At 61.9% G+C, this 25,376-nt stretch carries 22 protein-coding genes; 6 read left to right on the plus strand and 16 right to left on the minus strand.

What is annotated here, in order from left to right; all coding sequences use genetic code 11:
• Window positions 1-111: 111 nt before the first annotated feature.
• Genes AC1PLS_RS17380 through AC1PLS_RS17400 form a run of 5 tightly spaced genes read left to right on the plus strand, consistent with a single transcriptional unit; the run spans window position 112 to window position 5,524 of the window.
• The gene (locus AC1PLS_RS17380) at window positions 112-813 is read left to right on the plus strand and encodes an NAD-dependent epimerase/dehydratase family protein (RefSeq protein ID WP_024938352.1); all 702 of its coding nucleotides are present in this window, start codon (window positions 112-114) and stop codon (window positions 811-813) included.
• Window positions 797-1,765: a glycosyltransferase family 2 protein gene (locus AC1PLS_RS17385; RefSeq protein WP_228960050.1), complete on the plus strand. Its 969-nt coding sequence runs from the start codon at window positions 797-799 to the stop codon at window positions 1,763-1,765. The genes AC1PLS_RS17380 and AC1PLS_RS17385 overlap by 17 nt, the downstream gene beginning before the upstream one ends.
• Window positions 1,762-2,187 (plus strand): GtrA family protein, encoded by a 426-nt coding sequence (locus AC1PLS_RS17390; RefSeq protein ID WP_223214397.1) that lies wholly within the window; start codon window positions 1,762-1,764, stop codon window positions 2,185-2,187. Before AC1PLS_RS17385 ends, AC1PLS_RS17390 begins: the two co-directional genes overlap by 4 nt.
• A complete protein-coding gene (locus AC1PLS_RS17395; RefSeq protein WP_024938355.1) occupies window positions 2,184-3,500 on the plus strand; it encodes an NAD(P)/FAD-dependent oxidoreductase in 1,317 nt (438 codons plus the stop codon). The genes AC1PLS_RS17390 and AC1PLS_RS17395 overlap by 4 nt, the downstream gene beginning before the upstream one ends.
• Window positions 3,500-5,524 carry a hypothetical protein gene (locus AC1PLS_RS17400; protein WP_184433433.1) on the plus strand — a complete coding sequence of 675 codons (2,025 nt, stop codon included), beginning with the start codon at window positions 3,500-3,502 and terminating at the stop codon, window positions 5,522-5,524. The genes AC1PLS_RS17395 and AC1PLS_RS17400 overlap by 1 nt, the downstream gene beginning before the upstream one ends.
• Window positions 5,525-5,794: 270 nt before the next feature.
• On the opposite strand, the gene AC1PLS_RS17405 is transcribed toward AC1PLS_RS17400, so the two are convergent.
• The 14 genes from AC1PLS_RS17405 to AC1PLS_RS17470 form a co-directional block, all read right to left on the minus strand.
• Window positions 5,795-6,760, minus strand: coding sequence for a GDP-mannose 4,6-dehydratase (locus AC1PLS_RS17405; RefSeq protein WP_024938357.1), 966 nt, complete (start codon window positions 6,758-6,760; stop codon window positions 5,795-5,797).
• The gene (gmd, locus tag AC1PLS_RS17410) at window positions 6,744-7,778 is read right to left on the minus strand and encodes a GDP-mannose 4,6-dehydratase (protein WP_024938358.1); all 1,035 of its coding nucleotides are present in this window, start codon (window positions 7,776-7,778) and stop codon (window positions 6,744-6,746) included. The genes AC1PLS_RS17405 and gmd overlap by 17 nt, the downstream gene beginning before the upstream one ends.
• A gap of 77 nt (window positions 7,779-7,855) precedes the next feature.
• Window positions 7,856-8,455 carry a glycosyltransferase gene (locus AC1PLS_RS17415; protein ID WP_252513604.1) on the minus strand — a complete coding sequence of 200 codons (600 nt, stop codon included), beginning with the start codon at window positions 8,453-8,455 and terminating at the stop codon, window positions 7,856-7,858.
• Window positions 8,456-8,492: 37 nt separating this feature from the next.
• Window positions 8,493-10,235, minus strand: coding sequence for a glycosyltransferase (locus tag AC1PLS_RS17420; protein ID WP_184434358.1), 1,743 nt, complete (start codon window positions 10,233-10,235; stop codon window positions 8,493-8,495).
• Between the two features lie 20 nt (window positions 10,236-10,255).
• Window positions 10,256-11,317: a glycosyltransferase family 4 protein gene (locus tag AC1PLS_RS17425; protein ID WP_104608245.1), complete on the minus strand. Its 1,062-nt coding sequence runs from the start codon at window positions 11,315-11,317 to the stop codon at window positions 10,256-10,258.
• Window positions 11,318-11,368: 51 nt separating this feature from the next.
• Entirely contained in the window at window positions 11,369-13,657 is a 2,289-nt protein-coding gene (locus tag AC1PLS_RS17430) for a methyltransferase domain-containing protein (protein WP_184433431.1), read from the minus strand.
• 40 nt (window positions 13,658-13,697) lie between these two features.
• Complete coding sequence (locus AC1PLS_RS17435; protein ID WP_184433429.1) at window positions 13,698-14,984, minus strand: ABC transporter ATP-binding protein; 1,287 nt, start codon at window positions 14,982-14,984, stop codon at window positions 13,698-13,700.
• Window positions 14,981-15,766 carry an ABC transporter permease gene (locus AC1PLS_RS17440; protein ID WP_049818051.1) on the minus strand — a complete coding sequence of 262 codons (786 nt, stop codon included), beginning with the start codon at window positions 15,764-15,766 and terminating at the stop codon, window positions 14,981-14,983. The genes AC1PLS_RS17435 and AC1PLS_RS17440 overlap by 4 nt, the downstream gene beginning before the upstream one ends.
• Before the next feature lie 101 nt (window positions 15,767-15,867).
• The gene (locus tag AC1PLS_RS17445; RefSeq protein WP_184433427.1) at window positions 15,868-17,250 is read right to left on the minus strand and encodes a glycosyltransferase family 4 protein; all 1,383 of its coding nucleotides are present in this window, start codon (window positions 17,248-17,250) and stop codon (window positions 15,868-15,870) included.
• Window positions 17,247-18,446 (minus strand): cystathionine gamma-synthase, encoded by a 1,200-nt coding sequence (locus AC1PLS_RS17450; protein WP_126966629.1) that lies wholly within the window; start codon window positions 18,444-18,446, stop codon window positions 17,247-17,249. Before AC1PLS_RS17450 ends, AC1PLS_RS17445 begins: the two co-directional genes overlap by 4 nt.
• Window positions 18,447-18,535: 89 nt before the next feature.
• Entirely contained in the window at window positions 18,536-19,906 is a 1,371-nt protein-coding gene (locus tag AC1PLS_RS17455; protein WP_104608242.1) for a pyridoxal-phosphate dependent enzyme, read from the minus strand.
• A 286-nt stretch (window positions 19,907-20,192) separates the two neighbouring features.
• The gene (locus tag AC1PLS_RS17460) at window positions 20,193-20,411 is read right to left on the minus strand and encodes an HP1242/YdcH family protein (RefSeq protein WP_002814034.1); all 219 of its coding nucleotides are present in this window, start codon (window positions 20,409-20,411) and stop codon (window positions 20,193-20,195) included.
• A 345-nt stretch (window positions 20,412-20,756) separates the two neighbouring features.
• The gene (locus AC1PLS_RS17465) at window positions 20,757-21,647 is read right to left on the minus strand and encodes a coiled-coil domain-containing protein (protein ID WP_184379321.1); all 891 of its coding nucleotides are present in this window, start codon (window positions 21,645-21,647) and stop codon (window positions 20,757-20,759) included.
• Window positions 21,644-22,027, minus strand: a complete 384-nt coding sequence (locus AC1PLS_RS17470) for a DUF4398 domain-containing protein (protein ID WP_039525328.1) — start codon at window positions 22,025-22,027, stop codon at window positions 21,644-21,646. Before AC1PLS_RS17470 ends, AC1PLS_RS17465 begins: the two co-directional genes overlap by 4 nt.
• A gap of 98 nt (window positions 22,028-22,125) precedes the next feature.
• Here AC1PLS_RS17470 and AC1PLS_RS17475 point away from each other — a divergent pair, with 98 nt between their 5' ends.
• Window positions 22,126-23,259 (plus strand): PilT/PilU family type 4a pilus ATPase, encoded by a 1,134-nt coding sequence (locus tag AC1PLS_RS17475; protein ID WP_016900968.1) that lies wholly within the window; start codon window positions 22,126-22,128, stop codon window positions 23,257-23,259.
• Window positions 23,260-23,543: 284 nt separating this feature from the next.
• Here AC1PLS_RS17475 and maiA read toward each other — a convergent pair whose 3' ends face one another.
• Both maiA and AC1PLS_RS17485 read right to left on the minus strand, forming a co-directional pair.
• On the minus strand, window positions 23,544-24,209 hold the full coding sequence (gene maiA / locus AC1PLS_RS17480; RefSeq protein ID WP_039525327.1) for a maleylacetoacetate isomerase: 666 nt from the start codon (window positions 24,207-24,209) through the stop codon (window positions 23,544-23,546).
• Between the two features lie 43 nt (window positions 24,210-24,252).
• Window positions 24,253-25,311, minus strand: a complete 1,059-nt coding sequence (locus tag AC1PLS_RS17485) for a fumarylacetoacetate hydrolase family protein (RefSeq protein WP_026064014.1) — start codon at window positions 25,309-25,311, stop codon at window positions 24,253-24,255.
• Window positions 25,312-25,376 lie beyond the last annotated feature (65 nt).

Genomic DNA, 25,376 nt, shown 5'->3' on the forward strand with positions numbered 1-25,376 from the left:
CTAGAACGGTCGCTCTGGTTGTAAACTGTTCAACCCCCGCTCAGGCGAGATGGTCATGGATCGACATGTCGCATCGGCCTGCACCCACCATGCAGAGGATCCATCGCGCCCATGATTGTCGGTAGAGGACTGCTTGCATCCGCTTTTGATGCTCAAGCTATCGAAACACTGGAGGCCACATTATTCGCATCCGGAGTCTCAAATTCCAGTGAGATCGACCCCTCCGCCTATGCGCGCGAACAGCAACTGCTGGAGGAGCGGCTTGCGGCCGCCAGGGGCGCCTTCGTCTATTTCAGTACCTGCAGCATCGAAGACCCGGATCGCGGGAGCGGTCAATACGCCCGTCACAAAGTGCGGATGGAACAGTTGGTTGCCGATCGCGGCGGCCGCTATCTGATCCTGCGCCTGCCGCAAGTGGTGGGGCGCACGGGAAATCCGCACAACCTGATCAATTTCCTGACCGACCGTCTGCGCAGCGGCGAGCCGATCCCGATGTGGTCCGGTGCCGTGAGGTGCCTGATAGACGTTGAGCACGTCGCCGCAATCACCATGCGCCTGTTGCAGGATGGAGCGCCCGAGCAACTGCGCGCCAGCCTGGCGCCGCCGGAGGTCATCAGCATGCCGGCACTGGTGGACGTCATGGAATCGATCTTGGGCCTGCATGCGCGCCGCGAGATTGTCGACCGCACCGGGGGGACGCAGCCGGATGCCACACTCATGATGCAGGTCGCACCGACACTTGGCATCGACGTAAGCCCCGGGTACACGCGGCGCCTCCTGGAAAAATATCATCGCCATGACAATGCCAACTGAGACCTGCAAACTTTCGGTCGTTATCCCGGTCTACAAGAGTGCGTCGATCCTGCCGAAACTTGCAGACAAGCTGGGCCGGACACTGCCCACCATGTTCGGCGATTCCTTTGAAGTCATCCTGGTCAACGACTGCAGCCCGGATGACTCGCGCAAGGTGCTGTTTGACTTGGCGCGCGAGCGGCCTTGGTGGAAGGTGATCAACCTGCGCAAGAACGCAGGCCAGCACAACGCCATCATGGCCGGCCTGCGTGTGGCGCGCGGCCAGCAGATCATCACCATGGACGACGACCTGCAGCACAATCCCGACGACATTCCCGCGCTGCTTGCCGCTCTCGGCGATGGTTACGATGTCTGCTACGCAGGCTTCCATTCCAAGCAGCACGCGCTGTGGAAGAAAGCCGGAAGCGCACTGAATGACCGGATGGCGGTGTATCTGCTTGGCAAGCCCCAGGGACTCTATCTGTCGCCGTTTCGTGCGATGGTCGCTGGAGTCCGGGAAGAACTGGTCAAGTTCACCGGCCCCAACGTGTATCTCGATGGTTTGATTCTTGCTACCACGACGAGAATCACCAGCATCAAGATCGACCATCACGCGCGTGCAGACGGACAGTCCGGTTACAGCCTCCGCAAGTCCATCTCGCTGTGGCTGAAGATGGCCACCAGCTTTTCGGTATTTCCCCTGAGACTTGCCTCGCTGATGGGGATTGCCGTCTCCATGCTCGGCTTCCTGCTTGCACTGGTCTTTGTCGTTCAACGGTTCACCGTCAACGCCATGCCGGTCGGCTGGGCCTCCATGATGGTTTGCGTGCTCATCACTGGCGGCGTCCAGTTACTTGCGATCGGCGTCATTGGCGAATACCTCGGCCGCGCCCTGCGGCACGTTAACGCCACGCCGCAAGCAGTGATTGAGTCGACCGCGAATATCCCATCACATAACGAACGGGCCACATGATGAAATTACTGCGCGTGGCGCTGGCGGATCCGCGCATCCGCCAGTTTGTCCTTTACGCGGTCTGCGGGGGCTCCGGCGTCTGCCTGGACCTGTGTGTGTACACCGGGCTGATCTGGCTGCACGTCAACTACCAACTCGCCAACGCGGCTGGTTATCTTGCCGGCACCTTGCTCAGTTTCGCACTGAATCGCCACTTCACGTTTCAGACCTACGATAAAACGATGCGGCGTCTCGGCCTCTTCGTTGCAACGGCGTTGGTGGGCTACCTCGTCTCCAGCGCATTGCTATGGGGTCTGGTTTCGGTCCTCGGCTGGAATCCGCTTTGGGCCAAGCTGGCCACGTTGGTGGTCGTGCTGATTCTGCAATTCTCTCTAAATCGCGCCATTACATTCCGATCCCCTGCGAGCATCTCAAGCAAATGAACCAATTCCATACTGTGATCATCGGCGGCGGCTTCGCCGGCCTATCTGTCGCCTACGAGCTCGCCAAGCAGGGTAAGCGCGTCCTGGTCGTCGAGCGTGACCATGAACTTGGCGGCCTGGCAGGCGGTTTCAAGGTTGGCGACCAGGTCCTCGAGAAGTTCTATCACCATTGGTTCAACAACGATGTCGAGATATTCAAGCTGATCGAAGAATTGGGAGCAAACGACAACATCGTGCTGCGCCCCACCCGGACCGGCATGTATTTTGCGGACCAGTTCTATCGCCTCAGCACTCCAATGGACCTGCTCCGGTTCGATGCCCTGCCGTTCATCGATCGCATCCGTCTTGGCATCGCGGTCCTGCGTGCCCGCTCGGTCAAGGACTGGAAGAAACTGGAGAATCTCAGTGCCAAGGAATGGCTGCTCGACCTGTGTGGCGAGAAAGCCTACAAGGTCGTATGGGATCCGCTGCTTGTCGGCAAGTTCGGCGATGTGGCCGACGATGTTTCCGCGGTCTGGTTCTGGAAAAAGCTTGTGTTGCGCGGCGGCAGCCGCAGCAACTCGGGCGACGAAGTGCTCGCCTATTATCGCGGCGGCTTCGCCGCGCTGGCTGAAAAACTTGGTGAAGCCATCGTTCGACTGGGTGGTGAAATTCGGCTTGGCACCAGCGCGACCTCGGTACTGACCGCGAATGGCGTTGCCACCGGCGTGCTGCTGGAAGACGGCGAAGTGCAGGCTGACAACGTCGTATTGTCGACCGCCTTCCCCATCTCTGCCAACCTGCTCCAGGGCAAGACCGACGACGCATTCCTGCAGTCGCTGCGGCGCATCCGTTATCTGGCGAATGTGTGCATGGTGCTTTCGCTGGACCGAAGCCTGTCTGAAACTTACTGGCTGAATGTCAACGATCCCGGATTCCCGTACGTCGGGGTGATCGAGCATACGAACTTCGAGCCGGCCAGCTCGTACGGTGGTCGCCATATCGTCTACCTGTCCAAGTACCTTCCGACCAGCCACCCGATGTACACGATGACCGACCAGGAGCTGGTCGACTTCTCGCTGCCACATCTGCAGAAGATGTTTCCCGCGTTCGACCGTAGCTGGATTCAGGACGTCCATGTATGGCGCGCCGAATACGCCCAGCCGATCGCCGAGAAGCATTATTCGAGCCTGGTCCCGGGACGTAAGACCCCGCTGCCCAATGTCTACCTGACCAGCATGGCGCAGGTCTATCCGGAAGACCGCGGCACCAACTATGCCGTGCGCGAAGGCAGGAACCTGGCCAACGACATTCTGGCTTCGGACGGGCGTTAATGACTACCGAATACGTTGCACAGGGCACGGATGACTTGCGCCGGAACATGTCGGACAACCAGCGACGTATTCGCATCGCCTTGCTGTATCTGGTCGCTGGGCTGCTGATCGTCGCGGTGCTGTATCCAGTCCTCTGTAGCTTTCCGAGGGACCGTACCGGCGACGGCTCGGAATACTACGCGATGGAAATGGCCATGGGCATCGAACATCGGCCCTACGTCCAGGAAGAGACATGGGCCGCTTACGAGCGGCTGAGACTGTCGGGCCAGATCCGGGGAATGCAGCCGGTAGCCGATCTCAAGAACATGTACCGGCCGTTGACCGTCAACGGCGGTACTGATTTCAATCACTTCTGGTTTTACCCCGCAGCAGCAGCCGCGGTCGGGGAAGCAGGCGAAATCATCGGCCTCAGCACCGAGTCGCATGCGCACTACATGCTGCTGCACGCCATCTTGATTGCGGGCCTGTTCCTGTTGTGCCACCACCTGCACGGCCGGCGGGGAATCCTGGCGGCTGCAGCGATCCTGCTTGCGTCGCCAGTACTCTGGTACGTGAACAAGGTGCACACCGAGCTGTTCACAGTGGTGCTCAGTACAGCGGCGCTGGCCTGCGCCTTGCAGCGGCGCTGGGCGTATACAGGCCTGCTGCTTGCGATTGTGACGAGTCAGAACATCAGTTTTGCGGTGCCTGCTTGCCTGGCCTGCGTCCTCGCGCTGGTCATCCACGCAAGGTCGCGAGCTTCCGGCATGTCGTCGCTGGAAGTCCTGGCACTTGCATTGGCCCCGGTGTTTGCCCTGTTGCACCCGTTTTATTACTTTTCGCGCTTCGGCAGCATCACCCCGCAGTTGATCAACGGAGGCGCGCAGGTCTCGGATCTGCACGTCCTGTCGTCGTTGCGTTACCTGTTCGACCCCGATATCGGGCTACTGCCCAGCTGGCCGCTGGGGCCGGTGATCCTTGCAATTGCCTTGTACGGCCTGATCAAGCGACGCTACGCGCGCCCGGCGCCGACCCTGCTCGTCTACGTGGTCGTCTATGCGCTGGCGGCCATGCTTGCGCAGGCGGCGACCACCAACATCAACTCCGGCGGCACATTCGGACCGGCACGATACGGCCTGTGGTACATCTGCCTTTTCTATCCGCTGATCGCCGCGCTGCAACCGATGGGGCCGACTCGCTGGAGTCGCTGGCTTGGCACTGCAACGTGGGTCATCGTTGCGCTTACCGCCGTCTTGAGCGCGCGTACGGCCTGGCCGGCGAAGGTCGAGTCCTACCTGACCCCCAGCCGCGCCGCCCAGCTCATCTATGGCTACGTGCCGTGGCTCTGGAGTCCGACGGAAGAGGTCTTCTTTGAGCGCAATGCTGCCACCGAGGGTCCCCCGTCGAGCCTTCCTGCCCTGGTGGTAGGTCCGAGATGTCGCAAGGCGCTCTACATTCCAGGACAGGAAGGCGCGCCCATCACCGTGTATCCCGCGGGAGCGTGCGCGCTGGCCCCGGACAGTGCTGCGGAACTCGTCGCCAAGAAGTTCGATCGCAGGCCGGATACTGCCCGCTACTTCGTGGTAGACCGACAGGATCTGCCCAAGGCACCGATCCTGCCCGCGGCGCAGTCCCTCACCCCCGGACACATTCGCCCATATCTGGGCGCGGGTTGGTCGGCAGACGAGCCATCCGGTACATGGTCGATCGGCGATGAGTCCGAACTCAAATTCAGTGTGCAGCAATCCATTCCCGAGGGAGCACCGTTGGTGTTGCACGTGTCTGGACTATGGGCGCCGAAGAGGACCTCAATGAAGGTAAGCGCACGTGTCAACGACGGGCAGTGGCAGGTGCAGAAATTGACCGCATCGACGCCTCAACCGCAACCGCTGAGGATCAGCCTGCCCCAACTGCAGGCAGGGCAGGAAGTCCGTATTCAGATGCGTTATGACGAACCTGCATCGCCGTCGCAACTGGGCATGTCCCTGGATGACCGGGTACTGGGCATTTATCTGATGTCACTGGAACTGGGAACCCGTCCCTGAGAAGAGCAGCCGCATGTCTTGACACGTAAAGTGCAAGACATGCGGCCTGGCAGACACGCTTGCGTCCTGCCAAAGTGATTCGGCCGTCAAGCGGTCTGCATCGCCGGATAAAGAGCTCTCTGCCGCAGCCGTCGTTGGGCGCAAGCAATCATGCGATGGGAATGCCACGATCCACCGGCCGGGTGGACGCCGGGCCAATTGAATCGGGCTGGAGATGGCGATCATGCGGATCCATGGGGCGCCGTTGCAGCGCCCCTCCCATGACACCAATCAGGCGGCGAGTGGCTCGTCCTGGGATGGCGCGGTCAACATCCATTCCAGCGTTTCCCGCAATGGGGGACATGACCAATCACTGGTCATCTGCCGCAGCAACGTATTGTCCCCGCAAAGCATCTTCACTTCGTTGGATCGAACGAATGCAGGATTCACCGAGACATCGAGTGTGTGACCGGTGATCTGGGCACAGAGGTCTATGACTTCCCTCAACGAGAACGCGATGCCGGAACATACGTTGACGGTGCGGTCTACCGCCGCCTCGGACTGAAGCAGCCCACGGTACGCGCAGGCAACAGCCCTGACATCGCCGAAGTCACGGGCCACGTCCAGATTCCCGAGCTCCATCCGTGCGGCCCGCCTTGCGAAATGGGACACGATCTTGGGGATCAAGAAATTTTCTGACTGGCCACGCCCTGTGTAATTGAATGGGCGAACCACCGTGCAGGGAAGGCGCCCTTGCCACAATCGGACGACATGCTCCATACCGAGTTTGCTGACCGCATAGTCGTTGGCCGGCGCAGGAGTGACCGATTCGTCTAGTCGACCTGCCGAGGAATTACCGTAGACATTGGCGCTGCTTGCGATCAGGACACGCTCAGGGGCAATCGCAGCGTCGTCGATCGCCTGCAAAAGGTGCCTGGTACCGACCAAATTCACCTGGTAGAAATCATCTGCATTGCCGTGCGCCACAAATGCGAGCGCCGCCAGGTGAATGACGATATCCGGGCGACTTTCCTTGAGTACGTTGCGCAAGCCATCTGCATCACGCAGATCGGCCTGGAGATATCGGTCAGCCGGTCTCAGCCCAGCAGCCCAGGAGGGGACCGAATGCTCCGCCCCTCCAAGACCGATGACCTCGCAACCCTGTGCTTTGAGTTCGTCCGTCACATAGCGCCCGGTAAAACCGGACGCTCCTGTAATCAGTATCCGCTTGCTGCCGAGATCAGAATGAAGCACCACGCTCGTTCCTCCGCAGATCAGCGTCCACCATCATCTGGCACAACGATTCCAGCGTAGTTTCTGGACGCCATCCGAGCAGACGCTCGGCCTTCTCAGGATTGCCGATCAGCAGATCAACCTCGGCCGGACGGTGAAATTTCGGGTTGATCCGCACAACCACTTTCCCGGTTGCGGTATCCACCGCCGTTTCATCCAGGTCGCTGCCGCGGAATTCGACATGGATCCCGGCGCCCTTGAAGGCCATTGCGACGAAGTCGCGTACCGTCTCGGTCCGGTTGGTCGCAAGCACGAACGTATCGGGCTCATCAGCCTGCAACATCCGCCACATGCCTTCCACATACTCGCGTGCGAAACCCCAGTCGCGCTTGGCGTCCAGGTTTCCAAGTTCAAGGCAGTCCAACATTCCAAGCTTGATCTTTGCGACAGAGTCGGTGATTTTCCGCGTTACAAACTCGCGTCCACGCAATGGACTTTCGTGATTGAACAAGATGCCACTCGAACCGAAAATGCCGTAGCTCTCACGATAGTTGACGGTCATCCAGTGTGCGTAGAGCTTGGCAACGCCATAAGGGCTGCGCGGATAAAACGGCGTGCTCTCGATCTGCGGGACTGCCTGCACCTTGCCGAACATCTCGGAGGTGGACGCCTGGTAGAAGCGGATGTCCTTGTTCACCTGGCGGATCGCTTCCAGCAAGTGGACAGGACCGATGCCGGTGATCTGGGCGGTGGTGGTTGGCTGGTCGAAGGACACACCGACGAAACTCTGAGCAGCCAGGTTGTAGACCTCGGTGGCTCCGGCGCTCTCAAGCATGCGGATGCTTGAACCCAGATCCGTCAGATCGTATTCGATCAGATTGAGGTTCGGATGCGCTGCAATTCCCAGCTCCTCGATGCGCCAGAAGTTGACCGAGCTCGTGCGCCGGTACGTACCGAACACGCGGTAGCCTTTGTCCAACAACAGCTGGGCCAAATAAGCACCATCTTGGCCGGAGATTCCGGTAATCAACGCAGTTTTCATTAATAGTCTCTTGATTTACGTATTGGATTTGAATCAAGCCTGAGCGAAGCCGGCCCTGTTCCAGTGATCGTTTGGATTCAGCGCGTGGCCAAGGGCTTTCCGCCTGCGCCACAAACGGCCTGCTTGCCTTGATCCTGGCACGCTGTAATCGGGCCGTAGTCAATGGGCTCGATCTTGAAGTCGCTATACCACGCTACCGATTCCTGCACCAGGCCGAACCGCATGACCTTGCCAAGCACGGCCTGTGTGGGCACCTCAACGGTCACCTCGGCGGTACTGCCCGCGGCGATCCCACCCGTTGGAAGCGATGCGCGCACAAAATCCTGCTGAAGCACGGCACCGTCACGGTCCGCCAGGGAAATGGCAAGGTTTACCGGCAGCTTCCCCGTCGAACTGATCATGACCTTGCCAAGATTGGTGACCGACACGACGGTCCTGAGCAAGGCCCCATTCTGAACGATAACCGGATCCGAAGCGATGGCATAGCGGGCCCCTGCCTGGTCCTGCGTCAATGCACCGCTCATCTCGGGCGCTTCGGCCACTGTCTTCTGCTGCTGTACCGCACCCTGCGCTGGCTGCTCGGCGTCCGGCGACCTGGAGCAGCCGACCAAGGCGATGACCGCCATCAATGCGACTACGATGCCCGACTGGGCGCGCAATTTGGATATTACGTTCATGGGTGAAGACCTGTGATGGATGGACATACGCCGCTGATTATTGAGTGGCTTCCACGAGCATGCGAAGCCGGGCCGGCAAAAATCCACGACTTTTGAACCAGCAAACTGATTCCTGGACCAGATCCAGCTCCAGGTAATACTCACCTGGAACTTCCGGAGCACGGACCGTGATTTCATGAATTCCGGACGACAGCGGAGTCACCACGTCATGCAGGAAATGGCGAGGCTGTTCGGCCAGTTCCTCTGTCGTATCCGCAGAGAACCAGAAATGTCCGAGGTAGATACCGAAGGGCTTCAGCGAATAGCCAAAAGGACTGAGCCATGGATACTCGCTGTGATTGATCAGCTCCACTTTCAGGGAGATCAGGCTCGTGGGCTCCACGACCGACGGTGATTCCAGCACGACGGCCTGGCCCTGAAAAGCCGCCTCGGGCAAGGGCTCGTCATACGGGTAGCCAACCGATGCTCCTACGATACGGGCATCAGGATCCAGCTCTTGCTCTTCCAGTGCGCTGATGGCTTTCCCAACCCACTGATCTCCCCGCAAGGTACTCAGCACGTCGATCCGATGCAGTTCGTCAGCAAGCGGGGAGTCTAGATCGAGTTTCAAACTTGCCACTGCTTCGGCAACGGTATCCCTGAAATCGGAAAATACGCGGTGTTTCCGCAAGACACGCGCATATTGCTCGGCCGCCACGAATGGGTCGAATGCCGCTCGGCGTGCGGCATCGGTGCATTCGTCCGCCCAGGCTGCATAGGACCTCTGGTCCAGGATCAGCTGCCGCAGCAGGTCTGCCAGCGCTTCCGAACACCCGGCATCCGGCGCTAGCTTCTTTACCGAGACCGGTAGCTCGGCGTACCAACCGTGATCCGATACGATGGTCGGAAGGCCCGCCTGTAGCGCCTTGGACACGACTGCAGAGGTCTCGCCCATCGTCGGTTGTCGCAGGGCGATCATCAAATCGGCGCGCTCGAAGACGCTGCGGAATTGGTCATTGTCGACGTGTCCATGGTTGATCAGCCGCACGTTGCGGAGGCCAGACAAGGCTTCCAGCTCCACGCTGACAGCGGCCTCCAGCTCCCCCGCGATTTCCAGCGTGACCGGTTCCGTCAGATCTGCGTCGATGGCGACCAGGGCCTGCACCACCCAGTCGAAACGTCGGTTGGCGTGCCCGCCGCCCAGGAGCGCGATGGTACGCAACTGGTTACGTTCGCGGTGCGGTGCGACCACAGGATACAGCTGCGGTACCACGGTGACGGGAAGCCATGGAAAGTCCGCAGCGACGCGATCAGCCGCATAGCGGGAATGCACCACGACCTCGATGGCGAGCTTGGTGGCCACCTGATGAAGAGGAAACTGCACCACATCCTCGCGATTCCACACGGGAGCGCCGCAGCGAAGCGCCAAACCGGCGGCGCTGATCTCGTTCGCCGAATGCCACTTCTCCAGCAGGCTGAGGTAATCGCCGTTCAGCAGGCGAGCTTCGTCGTTCAAGACACCCGCGGCCATATGATGCAGCACAAGATCGTGCAGATGGACGACGCCCGGCCTGGCCGCCATCAGCGGCAGCATCCAGCCATGGAACGCGGGATGGTTTCCCATCTGGTAGACGACCGCATCCACATCCCGGAGGGTGTCGATCACGCTCATTGACCCCTCGCGTTCGAGGCGGCCCCGGGTAATCACATCAACGTCCAGGCCTTGCTTCCGCAGCATCTCCACCAGGCCTGCCGAATACTCCGCAATGCCCGAGCGCTCCGGGGGCTGTGGCCCGACCATCGCGATGCGATACGGGGCACTCAAAGCCGGCTCTCCACCAGATTGCTTATCACGCGATCCCACGTGATGGAGGTGCTCATGCGTTGACCTTCCTCGGCGAGGGCACGGAGCTGCGCCGGCTGCTTCGAGTAGCAATCGACCAGGCTCTCCGCAATGGCCTCCGGCGTGGGACGCGTCACCCAACCACTACCGGTGGACTGAACGATTCGGCCAACTTCACCACTGTCATCCACCGTAATGACCGGCTTGTATGCGGCGAAACTCTCCAGCGTTGCAAAACCGTAATCCTCGTCCACTGGTGAGTAGAAGACTGCGCGGCAGTTGGCAATCAACTCCAATAGCTTCGCGTCGTCGACAAAGCCCGCCAGTTCGACACGATCCTCCAGCCCCAACTCCCTTACCAGAGGCGCCAGCGAATGTGCGTACTCGCCGGCCCCCGTGCCTGCAATCACCACCTTGGCATGGGGAACGTGCTGGGCGGCGCGGATCAGCAGATCCGGCCGCTTCATCGACTCCAGGCGGCCAATGCACAGCACGTAATCCCCGTAGTCGCCAGATTTGATGAAGGGCGCCAGCTTGGACGGTGGATAAAGCACTTCGGATCCCAGGCCGCTGTACTGCTGCAGCCTGTCCGTGACCGTCTGGGAGATCGTGTAGCGAGGTTCGATTTCTGACAGCAACTCCTTGTCAGACGCACGCAAGGCATCACGAATCGCAGCTTCCCTGGCGGTCAGGTGCGGTTGGTCGAAGCGCGTGCGCCCCAGGTCATAAAGCACCCTGTGCTGATGGACAAGCCAAAGCGCCTTGTTGTCATGCGACGCCGCATAGGTCGGATACTTGGTACAGATGCACAGGTCGATCTTTTGACCATTACTGTCATTCAGATTGAGCAACCTCCATGCCAGCAGGGAGGACATGATCTCTGTTTCCGGGTACCACCTGTAAGGCAGCTGCACCAGTTCTGCAACGACATTGCGCGACTTGCCCCACAGATTAATCTGCCTGACCAGCTCCTCGTTGAGAAGCTCGGCGCCGCCCCTGACAAACGGCACTTGCGCGCCAAGCACAATAACTCTCTTCAAGTAAATTCCCCTTCAATGATGTCCCTGCCCACACAACTGCGTTGTCCGATCTTACTTGCGCATCCTTCTGATGCGAGCACCTAACTGATCCAGCGCGACCAATCGCTTGTCGATGGCTACGCCAGCCGGGGTATCCAGGGTGTGCTCAGAGACCGCCGTAGCCGCTCCCTCTGTCCGCTGAATCAGCGGGACAGAGGGAGGAGCGCCGCGCTTGTTCACTTTCACACTGAACCACCTCAGCGGCGCCGTGACACGCCATGAGCGGCTGGCGTGAAACTCTGCAAGCTGCTTCTCCAGCATCTGGACAGCCAGCTCCAGCTCACGCGCACGATGACGCGCCGCTTCTATGGTTTCGAGACGTTGCGACAAGTCCGCCTGCAGATCTTTCAGCCTGCGCCCATCGTCGGCCTTTGACGCCTCGGACGTCTTGACGCGTTCCAGCAACGAAACGATCCTGGCCTGCAGTTGGGTATTGGTGGTTGCGTGCTGCTCGTTGAGCTGTTCCAGTTCCACCATCCTCGCCTGCATTGCATCGCGTTCTTCAACGAGTCGGCTGACATCGGCGGCCAGCAGTTCCGACAGTTCGCGAACCCGCTGACGCTCGACCAGCTCCAACTCCAGTTCCGCGACGCGTGCAGCCAGCGTCGCGTTGTTTGCCGTCTGCTCGGCCAGGCGATCGGCTAGAACGCCATCATTTTCCTCAGCCGCGGAAGCGCGCTTTTCCAGTTCTCTTGCCCAGTCGTTCAGTTGACCGCTGGCCTTTTCAAGATCGCGATAACGGGCGTCGGCCGTCTCCACGTCAAGCTGGAGGGACGCAATCTTTTCCTGGCTCTGCTGGACACCTTCCTGCATCCGCTCCAGCAGCGACGCACGCCCGGCAAGTTCGACCCTGTCGTGTTCGTTCTGGGTATAAAGCGCGCCCAGGCGGGTGTTGTAGCTGAGCAATGCCTGCTGCATGTGCAGATACAGAGAGGTCCACTCAGGCGCACGGTCCGGACCTGCCTCACCACGCGCAATGCACTGCTGCAGTTCGGCGAAGGTCCAGCGAGTCTGCTCCTGGCCGAAGGCCTGGATGAAGGCATTCCGGTAGCGGGGCGGCAGAACCATGAAGTCAAGCGCGGGCTCTCGACCTGGATTGGACGGAACGATCTGCCGCTGCAATATTTCCTTTACGGTAATCAGGAACGACAGCAGCAAATCACCGAGCCAGGAGCAATCGGTGGCATCGCTGGAAATCGCACCATAATCGATGAGGAGCGTGCGCCCATCCCGGGCCATCAACACGTTCCAGCAACGGACATCATTATGGTAAAGACCGGCGCGCTCCAGTATCACCAATTGCTCGAGCAGATCAGCGATCACTCGGTCGGCGTCATACGGAGAGCCGTCATCGATCAGCTCAGAAAGCAGACGTCCTTCCGCCATCTCCCTGACCAGAAACAGATCAGACGCATCGTCCAGCGCTGCGATCAACCGGGGTGCCGGGTAGGACGCCGGTGGATTGCTGAGGAATTCCACCTCATTATCGAATTCCTGCCGATTGATCTCGGATCGCCCGCCGATCCCCATCGTCATTTTCTTGACGAAAACCTGTTCGCCGAAATAATAGCGCCTGCTGTATTGATGGGTGCCGCGCCCGTAGGCGTGCGCCTCGCCCGACCACGAACTGAATCGGCCGACACTCTCTCCCACGTACCACAGCCGGCTGCTGGCGAAGTACAGAGGCCTGGAAACGGCGGACAGATGGGTCGCCTGCCGCGCCAACAGCCTGGTGAACGCATAATCGCTCAACAACTCTGCAGGGTCATGCGGGAGCGACTGCGCCCAGTAAAGTGGCTCTTCCCGCAATGCCAATTCAAAGATTGCTGCCTCAGTCACTTCGGAAAGCTTTCGGCACAGCGCCGCAACACGCGCAATTCCCTGAGAATGCACAAGGTGGTGGAAAACGCTCAGACCCAGCACGAGATCGTACTGATCCGGATCAAGCCGCGAGATGACATCCTCCACCGTGCCGTGCTCGAACGATGCGGCAAACACCGGATGCTCCCGAGACAGCGCCTGACACACGTTGACGTTGAGATCGAGGAAATCCACACCGTGCACCTGGTGCCCGTCAGCCGCCAGACTCAGAGAAAAGAACCCCTGCGCACAGCCGAGATCCAGCACCCGCAACGGCCGCCCCAGCGCTGCCTGCAGCTGCCGTGCACAGTCGCGGATCAGCACCAGCCTGTCTTCGCAACCGCGAGAGCTGCCGTCCGAGAGTTCCGGGTGGCCAAAAATGGGCTGATACTTCTCCGGCAAGGCTGCCACCAGCGCGTCAATATTCATCGGTTCGGTCATGACTCTTTATTCGCTAAAGTGATGCGGAATCCCACAGCCGTCATGACGACGCCTCTACGAGTTCGAAATCCGCCTTGAGATCCATCATTCCCCAGAACTGCATGCCTCTGGCGACATCCAGCACGATGGCATCGTAGCGGCGATCCAGAGGTGTCAGTTCCATGAGTGGGTCGCCACTGGAGATACCCAGGGAAACCAGGTAATTGGCTTCGTTGAGGTCCAGAGGCATGGTGAACTTGCAGACAATGACCTGTCCCGCCGTTACGGAAATCCCCGCCTGCCCACCGCTCGAAAGAAAGGAATTGGTACCGTAAAGGAACAGCCCCTCGATCGTTTTCACTAGAAACCCGGGGACAACGCTGTCGAAATCCCGGTCAAATGCAATCTTGACGTAAAACGCGGTCCTGGCACCGCTTTCGACACGTGCGGGAAACTCCTGCCCGCCGCTGGTCACCACATAATCCAGTATCCGCGCCCCGCCCTGCCCCCAGCGGTGCTCGTCGGCATTGTAATACGGGCGGGTATGGAAGACGTCTTCGTCGCCCGCGCCCATCTCGCGCGGCAGGTCGGTTGCCTCGGCCTGGAGCAAGGCAGGCTTCTTGCCGAAAAGTTCGTCCAGGTAGAGATTTGACACTTCACGCGACGGACCGTCGGCATGGACAGCCCCTCCCTTGATCAGGATGGCGCGGTCGCAATGCTTGACGATGTCCCCGACAGAATGACTCACAAGAATCAGAGTCATCCCCTTTTCCTTGAAGGACTGTATTCGCTTGAAGCACTTGGCCTGGAAGTATGCATCTCCTACCGACAGCGCTTCATCGACGATCAGCAGGTCCGGTCGGAACGCCGTGGCCACCGCAAAGGCAACGCGCACCTGCATTCCGCTCGAGTACGTACGCACCGGCTCGTCAAAATACTCACCGATCTCAGCAAATTCCTGTATTTCAGGCAGGACCGCCTCGATCTGCTCCAGGGTATAACCCATGAGCCCCGCAGAATGCCGGGCATTCTCGCGTCCACTCAGATCAGGATTGAAGCCCATGCCCAATTCAAGGATGGCGGCAATGCGCCCACGCCGAATGATTCGCCCTTCGGTAGGCTGCGATGTGCCGGTAATCAGTTTAAGCAGCGTGCTTTTGCCCGCACCATTGCGGCCCATGATTCCGATAGACTCGCCGGGAGCGACCGAGAATCCGACATTTCTCAGGACCCAGTGCTCTTCACGGGGCTTGACCTGCAGACCGAACCAGCTGGCTGCGCGCAACCATTCGCTCCCCCATACGCGATAGGACTTTCCAAGTCCTTCTACGGTCAGCATAGCGCTCATAGGGCATCCACCATTTCGGCGCTCGCGCGGCGGAAAACAATCATGGACACGGTGCAGAGGACGGCCGTCGCCACCATCAACGGCACCAAGCCCATCCATTCCGGAGAGCGCCCGTAGAGAAGCACGCCCTGATAGGCGCTGACGAGCGGGAACAGCGGATTGAGCTTGAACAGCTGCTGCGTCTGCTGCGGAAGGATATCGATGGTGTAAACGATAGGCGTCACCCAGAACATCGCCTGCAGAACGACCGGCACGACCTGCCCGATGTCACGCACGAAGACATTGAAGACGCCAAGCAGCAATCCGATCGACATCGCGAAAGCCAGCGTCAGCAGCATCAGCAGCGGCAGCCAGGCCGCCTGCGGCCCCAGGGTATGCCCCAGGATCGCGAACACGATGATGATTGCCAGGAACAGCAGAAGGTTGTTCACCATGACAGTGCCACCGGCAATGAGTGGCAGGCAGATCCGCGGGAAGGCCTGCTTCTTCATCAGATTGCCGTTATCTACGAACAATGAAACACACTTGCCAATGCATTCGGCGAACAGGGTCCAGCACAGCGTTCCGGCCATCAGGTACAGTGCGTAGGCAAACTTGTTGTTGACGCCCGGCAACTTGGCCGCCAGGACCTCAGAGAGGATCGTCGCAAAGATCAGCACCTGCATGAGCGGATGGATGATCATCCACAACGCGCCCAGCTTGCTCTGCACAAAACGCAGTCGCAGATCGTTCCTGATTGACGAGAGGATGAAATAACGGAAGGCCCATACGGACCGGATCATGTCCAACGTTGCTACCTCTGAAATCGTTCAGCACCTTGTTGAAGCCGCTGCACACAGATCGCTGCATGCCCATGAATGAGGTTGCGCCGTCACCGGCGCGGTCAGTCCATGACTTCGGTTACTTCCGCAACCCGCACCATCAGTTGCCGCGCCGCAGTGTCCGGGGAAAGTTGCAGGCGAATGTCGTCCCTCGCCACCTCACCGAGCGCGCGCGCGCGTGCTGGATCGTCGGCGAGGCGCCGCATGGCAGCAGCTGCGCTTTCAACCCGCGGCTCGGCCCAGCTGGCGCCGTCCGAATCGGGGTACCGGCCTGCAACGGCGACCAAATCGTACTCTACAAGACAGGAGTTCCGACTGGTCATGAATTCCATATTGCCGGACCATCCGGTCGCGATGACGGGCTTGCCCTGCGACATGCACTCGGCCAGCCCCAGTCCGAAACCCTCTGCACGATGTAGCGAGACATACACATCGCAGCAACGCTGAAGCGCACGCACATGCGCGTTGTCGATCACTTCATCACGTAACAGGATTCGCGAATCCTGGACCACGAGTGCGAGGAGTTCACGCATCTGTTCGGGATACATATGCCCATTGCTTGACTTCAGCACGAGGCAGACGTCGTCACGACTGCGTGGGAACGCCTGCAGGAAGGCATGCACAACTGCCTGCGGGTTCTTTCTGGCGACGAAGGAATGGAAATCGAAGGTGAAAAGAAAGACGAACTTGTCTGCATCGAGCCCGAAGTCATGCCGCTGCAGCCCGCTATCGCGCCTGTCGGACAATGGCAAAGGCAGCCGAATGATCGGCTTGTCTGTAATCTGCAGGAAGGCGTTTTCGATGAACCGCGAGGCCACCATGATCTCGTCCACGAGTCCGATCGCGCTCAACCAGCTCGGCGGGATCACTTCCAGCTCCCAGAACCAGCAGGCGATCACATAATGCCCCTGCATGCGCGCGCGACCGACATGCTCGAACGCGGCCTCCAGGTAGTCGGGGTTCACGAAGACGATCGTGACCCGATGCGGCATGCGCTGGTCGATAAAGCCGTCCATGCTCCGTTCCTGCCAGGAGTGTGGCAGCCCCATTTCCAGGTCATACAACGACACCGGCACCCCTGCGTTGATGAGTGCCCGCGCGTACATCCTGGCGCTCTCTGCCAACCCGAATTCGCCACGGATATAGCCGAGAATATTGACTCCCGCTACCGATTCGACTGCAGGCAAGGCGCCGCTGTTTTCCAGCTGCAAAGACTCGTCGCAGCCCTGCAGTGCCAGGTCCCAGGCCTCCGTTCTCTGAAAGCGCGTTTGCACCCTGGCACGGGCGGAGAGCAGTGCGGATACGCGCGCGCGCAGGCCACGCGGAAACAATCGATAGATGCGCTGCAGCCACGGCTGCTGGCGTATCCATGACTGCACGCGCAGTCCTGCAAGCCCGGTCCGCCAGGAAGCAGAGATGCCCTGACGTTGCGGCGACGCGGTCATGGAGAACTGGGTGCCTCGAGCGCCTGCGCCAGATCCCCCCGCAAATCCCCCACATCCTCAACCCCCACGCTCAGCCGCACCAGCGCATCGCTGATGCCAAGCTGGTCGCGGCGAGCCACGGGAATCGAGGCGTGGGTCATGACGGCGGGATGGTTGACCAGGCTTTCGACGCCGCCGAGCGATTCGGCCAGGGTGAACAGTTCGGTCTTCTCGCAAAAACGTTTGGCCGCCTCGAAGCCGCCCTTGAGCACGATCGAGACGATGCCGCCGAAGCCGGACATCTGGCGCTGGGCCAGTGCGTGCTGCGGGTGCGAGGCCAGGCCGGGGTAGATCACCTTTTCGATCGCGGGGTGGGTTTCCAGCCATTGCGCCAGCGCCAGGGCGTTCTCGCAATGTGCGCGCATGCGCAGCGGCAGGGTCTTGAGGCCGCGCAACGCGAGGAAACTGTCGAACGGGCCTTGCACGCCGCCGATGGAGTTCTGCAGGAAGGCCAGTTGCTCGGCCAGTTCGGCGTTGTCGCCGACCACCGCGATGCCGCCGACCATGTCCGAGTGGCCGTTGAGGTACTTGGTGGCCGAGTGCACCACGATGTCGGCGCCCAGGCCGAGCGGGCGTTGCAGCATCGGCGAGGCGAAGGTGTTGTCGACCACGATCAGCAGCCCGTGCTTGCGCGCGATCGCAGCGATGGCGGCGATATCGACCAGCTTGAGCATCGGGTTGGTCGGGGTTTCGATCCACACCATCTTGGTGTCGGGACGGATCGCGGCTTCGAAGGCGGCCGCATCGGTCAGGTCGACGAAGCTGAAATCCAGGCCGGCGGTGCGGCGACGCACCCGCTCGAACAGGCGAAAGGTGCCGCCATACAGGTCGTCCATCGCCACCACGTGGCTGCCGGCGTCCAGCAACTCCATCACCGTGGAGGTGGCGGCCATGCCGGAGGCGAACGCGAACGCACGCGTGCCGCCTTCCAGCGACGCGACGCAGCGCTCATAGGCAAAGCGCGTGGGGTTGTGGGTACGCGAATACTCGAAGCCCTGATGCTCGCCCGGGCTGGACTGCGCATAGGTGGACGTCGCGTAGATCGGCGGCATCACCGCCCCGGTGCTGGGGTCCGGCGACTGCCCTCCATGGATCGCCAGCGTGGCGAGCGAGAGTTCGCGCTCGCCATCGTGGCTGGGTGTGGTGCGATTGGACATGGAGGTTCCCGGAAAAAGTGGCGGATTGTAGCAAGCAGGTCTGAATGGCCGGTGCCGCGCGTCCCATCCGGGCGCGCGGCCAGCTGCGATCACTGCACGCGGCGGCGCAGGTAGTTGAGCAGGTCGATGCGGGTGATCAGGCCCAGGAACTGGTTGCCGTCCATGACGATGGCGACCTGGCCGCGGTCGAACACCGGCAGCAGCGCCTCGATCGGCGAAGCGACATCCAGGCGATCGAGCTTGCTGACCATGGCAGTGGAGATCGGGTCGCGGAAGCGTGCCTCGTCGCCGTACACATGCAGCAGCACGTCGCTCTCGTCGACGATGCCGACCAGCTCGCCGTCATCGATGACCGGCAGCTGCGAGACGTCGTACAGCTTCATGCGCTGGTAGGCGGTGGTCAGCAGGTCCTTCGGTCCGACCACCACGGTGTCGCGCTTGTTGTACGGGCGCAGGATCAGGTCGCGCAGGTCGCCGTGCTGCGGGCGTTCCAGGAAGCCGTTGTCCAGCATCCAGTAGTCGTTGTACATCTTGGACAGGTACTTGTTGCCGGTATCGCAGACGAATACCAGCACGCGCTTGGGCGTGGTCTGCTCGCGGCAATACTTCAGCGCAGCGGCCAGCAGGGTGCCGGTGGACGAGCCGCCGAGGATGCCCTCCTTGGCCAGCAGCTCGCGCGCGGTGTGAAAGCTTTCCGCGTCGCTGATCGAATAGGCCTTCTTGACCCGCGAAAAATCGGAGATGTCCGGCAGGAAGTCCTCGCCGATGCCTTCGACCAGCCAGCTGCCGGACTTCTCGCTGACCGTGCCCTCTTCGATGTACTGGGTCAGGATCGAGCCGACCGGGTCGGCCAGCACCAGCTCGGTGTGCGGCGAGGCGGTGGCGAAGGCGCGCGACAGGCCGGTCATGGTGCCGGAGCTGCCGCAGCCGAACACGATCGCATCCAGATCGTTGTCCATCTGCGCCAGGATCTCCGGGCCGGTGCCGAATTCGTGCGCGGCCGGGTTATCCGGGTTGCCGAACTGGTTGATGAAGTAGGCGCCCGGGGTCTCGGTGGCGATCTTGGCGGCCAGGTCCTGGTAGTACTCCGGGTGGCCCTTGGCCACGTCCGACCGGGTCAGCACCACCTGGGCGCCCATGGCCTTGAGGTTGAAGATCTTCTCGCGACTCATCTTGTCCGGCACCACCAGGATCAACCGGTAGCCCTTCTGCTGGGCGACCAATGCCAGACCCAGGCCGGTGTTGCCGGCGGTGCCTTCGACCAGGGTCGCGCCCGGGGTGAGGTCGCCACGCTGTTCGGCCGCCTCGATCATCGACAGGCCGATGCGGTCCTTGATCGATCCGCCGGGGTTGGCCGCCTCCAGCTTGAGGAACAACTCGCAGACGCCGGTGTCCAGGTGCTGTGCCTTGACGATCGGCGTGTTGCCGATCAGTTCGAGTACGGAGGAATGGATCGCCATCGGAATATCGTCACTACGTCGCGCGGGGCTTGGCCGCCCATTATCCGACGAACGGCTGGGGAATGCTCATTCAGACTGGAACCGATCGCGCCGGCCAATGAACGGGCGGGCTCAGCCAGCGCTGCGCCACTACCACCGGCATGAGTGCGCGGCCGCCAGGCGGGCATCGCGCCCTGCCGCCAGGCGCGTGACACGGGTTGCGGAAATAAAGACGCGGACGGTGGCAAGCCGACGAGGAGGCCGCCACCGCCCGCGGCGGTGAACTTGTTCTAGCGGTGGGGAAGGATCAGTGGGTGAGCTGGTCGTACATCCGGGTGAGCTTTTCTTTCGCCTGCAACTTCTCGCGCTTCATCTGGCCCAAGGTCACGTCGTCGATGGGGAGCACCCCGAGTTCGGCATCCATGCATTTCTTGTTCAAGAGCTTGTGGCGTTGGTACAGCTGCTTGAACTCGGGATCGGACTTGACCAATGCGTCGATTTCGGTCTGCGGTTGCCCTTCGAACATGGCGTTACCTCCTTCACTTGAAACACTTAAAACAAGAACGCCCCGGCCGCGGGCGGCACGGGGCGCTGCTTGGGGATGGAAGACTCGCGGATCACAATGGCAAGCGCACTGGCGGAACCAAAAAGCTGTCCACCGAATTGCGTTGATGCGTGCCCTTGCGTCACTGGCCCGGCCCTCCGTACTTCCAGGCAGCGGAGTGCTGCCCGGGAGTACGACCCTACGCCGGTCGCGGAGGGGGTTCAAGGCCAGAACGGCTGCTTTTGCCGTTCCCTGCCCCAATCAGTGACCGCGGTTCAACCGGGCGTCATGCCCGGGTTAAAAGACCTTAACTTCCAACCACTTGCATTACGGCGCGACAACCACCTCGGCAGCGCGCGTCTTGCTGGCGGCGGCCTTGGTGCCATTGACCTGCAGCCGTGCGCTGGCGACACCGGCAGCCACCAAGGCGTCGCGTAACGCTTCGGCCCGCTTCTTGGCGGTGGCCGCATCGCTGTCGTAGCCGACGATGCTAACCCGGCCTTTCTTGCCGATGTTCAGATACTCGGCCAGTGCCTTGGCCTGCCCCGCGGCATCGCCGGACAGCGCGGCCTTGCCACCGAAGGCGCCACTACCCAGCGAAAACACTTCGCCGCGGCTGTCGAACTTGGCGGACGGCAACTTGGCCCCGGCCACCAGCTCGGCTTCTTCATGCGCCAGTTGCACCGCTTTCTGCTGGGCCGCATTGAGCTTGGCGGTCTGCTTGCCGGCCACGCTGGTCAGCGCCAGCTCGGCGTCCTGACGGGCCAGGGTCTCCTGTTCGGCCGCCTGCCGCATGCGCTCGGCCTCTTCGGCCTGGATCTGCGCCTGCACGCGCAGACGCTCGGCTTCCTGGCGCGCGCGCGAGGCGTCGCGGCGGCTGGCTTCGATCAGCAGGTCGTTGCGGGTGCCTTCCAGCCGATCCAGCTCGCGCCGCGCCAGTGCGGTGCGCGCGGTGAGTTCGGCGATTTCGACCCGGCGGTCGGCCAGAAACACCAGCTCGTCGCGGTCGCGCCGCTTGGCCTCGGCCAGCGCCGCCACGCTCTGCTGCGCCTGCAGCCGCTCGAAGCGGGCCAGTTCATTGGTCTGCGGGTCGTTCTGCAGCGCGGCCAGGCGCCGGTTGAGCGCGTCGGCCTGCGGGTCGTCCTTGGCCGCCATTGCCAGCGACGGGACGGTGACCAGACTCAGTACACCCAGATAGAGAAGCGGACGCAGTTTCATCGGCCGGCCTCCCCGGTGTTGAGGCTGTTCTGCAGTTGCGCCACTTCCTTGCGCCGCTGTTCCAGCTGGGCGGTGACCACCGCCTCTTCGCTGCGCGCCTTGGCCAGATCGGCGTCGGCCGCTGCGCGCAAGGCGATCTGTGGCACCTGCTTGCGCTGGCGCTTGTCCAGTTGAGCCTGCTGGGCCTGCATCAGTTCCTGGCGGGCCAGATTGACCAGATCGGGTGCGTACTGGTCGGCATCGGCCTGGGTGGCGCGTTGCACCGCCTGTTCGGCGGCGGTGAGCTCCGGTGCCACCTGGGCGGCAGCAGGAGAGGAAAGAACCATGAAACAGGCGATGCCATACAGGGATCGCCGCAAGTATGCGAAGCTAGCCGTCATTAGGGGAGCCGTAGCGAGAAGTCTCGAGCACGGCCATTGTCGGAAGCCTGCGGCGGACTTGCAACGAGACGCTGCCGTTTGTTGGGGAACCATTGCGCATGGATATCGGCTACTTCCTGAAGCTGATGACCGAAAAGAATGCCTCGGACATGTTCTTGACCACCGGCGCACCGGTGTACATCAAGATCGAAGGCAAGCTCTACCCGCTCGGCAATACGGGGTTGCCGCCGGGAATGGTCAAGAAAATCGCTTATTCATTGATGGACGAAGGCCAGGTACCGCAGTTCGAGCGCGAGCTGGAGCTCAACATGGCCATTGCCCTGTCCGACGCCGGGCGCTTCCGCGTGAACGTGTTCAAGCAGCGCGGCGAGGTGGGCATGGTGATCCGCGCCATCCGCAGCCGGATCCCCAGCATCGAAGAGCTCAACCTGCCGCAGGTGCTCAAGGACGTCATCATGACCCCGCGCGGGCTGGTGCTGGTGGTCGGCTCGACCGGCTCGGGCAAGTCGACCTCGCTGGCCTCGATGATCGACCACCGCAACAGCACCACCACCGGGCACATCCTCACCATCGAGGACCCGATCGAATATCTGCACAAGCACAAGATGTCGATCGTGAACCAGCGCGAGGTGGGCCTGGACACGCACGCCTTCCAGAGCGCGCTGAAAAACGCGATGCGCGAGGCGCCGGACGTGATCCTGATCGGCGAGATCCTGGATGCCGAGACGATGGAGGCGGCGATCGCCTTCGCCGAGACCGGCCACCTGTGCCTGGCGACGCTGCACTCCAACAATGCCGACCAGACCATCGAGCGCATCCTCAATTTCTTCCCTGAGAGCGCGCACAAGAACGTGCTGATGAACCTGGCGCTGAACCTGCGCGCCGTGGTGTCGCTGCGCCTGGTCAAGGGCGTGGACGGACGCCGCCGGCCGGCGACCGAAGTGCTGCTCAACACGCCGATGATCCGCGACCTGCTGCGCCGCGGCCAGGTGCACGAGGTCAAGCAGGCGATGGAGGAATCGCTGGAAGAAGGCATGCAGACCTTCGACCAATGCCTGTTCCGCATGGTCAAGTCCGGCGAAATCGAGCAGGAGGAAGCGCTGCGCGCGGCCGACTCGCGCGATGGCCTGGCGCTGAAGTTCCGCCTGTCCGAGGGCGGTTCCGGCGAGCACGACCCGTACGCGGATTACGAAACGGCAGCAGCGCCGAAGATCAGCCACGGCTTTATCTGATCATCGGCAGGTGCGCGGTGTTGCCGCGCACCTGCCCGGCGCGGCGGATTGCGCAGGGCCGTTGCCGGCGTACGAGCGGTGCGCACGGTTGGGGCAGCGCAGCGGCTAGCTCCGATCAACCCATGAGTGCCGCCGAGCGCGGCCGATGCGCGGCGCACGGAGACGGCGCGCCCGCCTGCGTGCCGTCCAGCCAGCCGACAACCGCTCGCTACCGGCATCTGCCCTGCCAGGGCTGCGAGTTCGACGCGGATGCGCCCCCGCACCAGGCAAAGGCCTGTCGCCGATCAGGCCGGCATCGCGTCGGCCTGCATTTCCGGCCGCGCCGCAGCGAATGCCGGCAATGCCAGGCAGGCCTGTTCGATACGCTGCAGGATCGGATATGCCGTCAGATCGACTTCGAAACGGCGCGCATTGTAGAGCTGCGGGATCAGCAGGCAATCGGCCAGGCCCGGCGTGTCGCCGTGGCAGAACGTGCCGGTATGCGGATCACCGGACAACTGCGCTTCCAGCGCCGCAAAACCGCGCTGCATCCAGTGCCGCGTCCATTGCTGGCGCTGCGCGGCATCCAGCTGCCATTCGCGCTCGAAAAACTGGGTGACGCGCAGGTTGTTGAGCGGATGCACGTCGCAGGCGATCACCTGCGCCAGGGCGCGCACGCGGGCGCGCGCGGCCGGCGCTGCGGGCAGCAGCCGTGCGCTGTCCGGGAACGCCTCTTCCAGATACTCCAGGATCGCCAGCGACTGCGGAATCACCACCGCGCCGTGCCGCAACGTGGGCACCAGTTCCTGCGGGTTGAGCTGCGCGTAGGCGGGTGCATGCTGCTCGCCGCCGTCGCGCACCAGATGCACCGGATGCGCGAGGTAGGCCAGTGCCTTCAGGTGCAGGCCGATGCGCACGCGATACGCGGCGCTGGAGCGCCAGTACGAGAACAATTCCAGTGGCGCGCTCATGCCCGGCCTCGCAGGCAGTGTTGTGCAGACGCCCTTGCCGATGTCATGGCAGCGGCTGACGTTCGACCCGCTGTTCGATCGCACCGAAGATGCTGGCGCCATCGGCAGCGAACATCTCGATCCGCACCACGTCGCCGAAGGACAGGAACGGCGTGCTCGGGGTGCCGTCGCGCAGGGTTTCCACCACGCGCTGCTCGGCAAAGCACGAGGCGCCCAGCGTGGTGTCCTGGTTGGCGATGGTGCCGGAGCCGACGATGGTGCCGGCCGAGAGCGGCCGCGTCCTGGCCGCGTGGGCGATCAGCTGGGCGAAGTCGAACTGCATGTCGTTGCCGGCTTCCGGAGCGCCGAACCAGGCGCCATTGACGTGGGTGACCAGCGGCAGGTGCACCTTGTTGTCGCGCCATGCCTCGTCCAGTTCATCCACGGTGACGAACACCGGCGACAGCGCCGAGCGCGGTTTGGATTGCACGAAGCCGAAGCCCTTGGCGAGCTCGGCCGGGATCAGATTGCGCAGCGACACGTCGTTGACCAGGCCGACCAGCTGGATATGCGCGGCGGCCTGCTCGGGCGAGGCGCCCATCGGCACATCGTCGGTGATCACCACCAGCTCGGCTTCCAGATCGATGCCGTGATCTTCGCTGATCACCTTGATCGCATCGCGCGGGCCGTAGAACCCGGCGCTGGTGGCCTGGTACATCAGCGGGTCGGTGTAGAAGCTTTCCGGCACCTCGGCATTGCGCGCACGGCGCACGCGCTCCACGTGCGGCAGGTAGGCGCTGCCGTCGACGAACTCGTAGGCGCGCGGCAACGGTGCGGCCAGCGCCTGCAGATCCAGATCGAACACGCCATCGGCGCTGCCCTCGTTGAGCGAGGCCGACAAGGCATTCAGGCGCGGCGCGACATTGCTCCAGTCTTCCAGCGCGCGCTGCAGCGTGGGCGCGATGCCGGTGGCGCGGACTGCGGTGCGCAGGTCGCGCGCGACCACGATCAGGCTGCCATCGCGGCCGCCCTCCTTCAGGGAACCTAGCTTCATGACCGTCCTGTGCTGTGGCTGATCGGTCGATTGTACGGCCTGTCGCAACAGTGGTTGCAACTGAAACAACTGACCCGTAGCCCAACCGATGAACTCGCCTTTTGTGCAGCGCGCCAAACGCGCGTACACTGGCG

The organism is Xanthomonas sp. NCPPB 3218, assembly GCF_056725185.1.

Excerpts from the sequence above, each read along its gene's own strand:
- AC1PLS_RS17450 (WP_126966629.1), bottom strand. The coding sequence starts at position 18,446 with ATGTCCAATCGCACCACACCCAGCCACGATGGCGAGCGCGAACTCTCG.
- AC1PLS_RS17465 (WP_184379321.1), bottom strand. The coding sequence starts at position 21,647 with ATGAAACTGCGTCCGCTTCTCTATCTGGGTGTACTGAGTCTGGTCACC.
- AC1PLS_RS17435 (WP_184433429.1), bottom strand. The coding sequence starts at position 14,984 with ATGAGCGCTATGCTGACCGTAGAAGGACTTGGAAAGTCCTATCGCGTA.
- AC1PLS_RS17380 (WP_024938352.1), top strand. The coding sequence starts at position 112 with ATGATTGTCGGTAGAGGACTGCTTGCATCCGCTTTTGATGCTCAAGCT.
- AC1PLS_RS17430 (WP_184433431.1), bottom strand. The coding sequence starts at position 13,657 with ATGACCGAACCGATGAATATTGACGCGCTGGTGGCAGCCTTGCCGGAG.
- AC1PLS_RS17385 (WP_228960050.1), top strand. The coding sequence starts at position 797 with ATGACAATGCCAACTGAGACCTGCAAACTTTCGGTCGTTATCCCGGTC.
- AC1PLS_RS17445 (WP_184433427.1), bottom strand. The coding sequence starts at position 17,250 with ATGACCGCGTCGCCGCAACGTCAGGGCATCTCTGCTTCCTGGCGGACC.
- AC1PLS_RS17460 (WP_002814034.1), bottom strand. The coding sequence starts at position 20,411 with ATGTTCGAAGGGCAACCGCAGACCGAAATCGACGCATTGGTCAAGTCC.
- AC1PLS_RS17420 (WP_184434358.1), bottom strand. The coding sequence starts at position 10,235 with ATGGTCGGGCCACAGCCCCCGGAGCGCTCGGGCATTGCGGAGTATTCG.
- gmd (WP_024938358.1), bottom strand. The coding sequence starts at position 7,778 with ATGAAAACTGCGTTGATTACCGGAATCTCCGGCCAAGATGGTGCTTAT.
- maiA (WP_039525327.1), bottom strand. The coding sequence starts at position 24,209 with ATGAGCGCGCCACTGGAATTGTTCTCGTACTGGCGCTCCAGCGCCGCG.
- AC1PLS_RS17395 (WP_024938355.1), top strand. The coding sequence starts at position 2,184 with ATGAACCAATTCCATACTGTGATCATCGGCGGCGGCTTCGCCGGCCTA.
- AC1PLS_RS17455 (WP_104608242.1), bottom strand. The coding sequence starts at position 19,906 with ATGGCGATCCATTCCTCCGTACTCGAACTGATCGGCAACACGCCGATC.
- AC1PLS_RS17440 (WP_049818051.1), bottom strand. The coding sequence starts at position 15,766 with ATGATCCGGTCCGTATGGGCCTTCCGTTATTTCATCCTCTCGTCAATC.
- AC1PLS_RS17470 (WP_039525328.1), bottom strand. The coding sequence starts at position 22,027 with ATGACGGCTAGCTTCGCATACTTGCGGCGATCCCTGTATGGCATCGCC.
- AC1PLS_RS17390 (WP_223214397.1), top strand. The coding sequence starts at position 1,762 with ATGATGAAATTACTGCGCGTGGCGCTGGCGGATCCGCGCATCCGCCAG.
- AC1PLS_RS17475 (WP_016900968.1), top strand. The coding sequence starts at position 22,126 with ATGGATATCGGCTACTTCCTGAAGCTGATGACCGAAAAGAATGCCTCG.
- AC1PLS_RS17400 (WP_184433433.1), top strand. The coding sequence starts at position 3,500 with ATGACTACCGAATACGTTGCACAGGGCACGGATGACTTGCGCCGGAAC.
- AC1PLS_RS17415 (WP_252513604.1), bottom strand. The coding sequence starts at position 8,455 with ATGAACGTAATATCCAAATTGCGCGCCCAGTCGGGCATCGTAGTCGCA.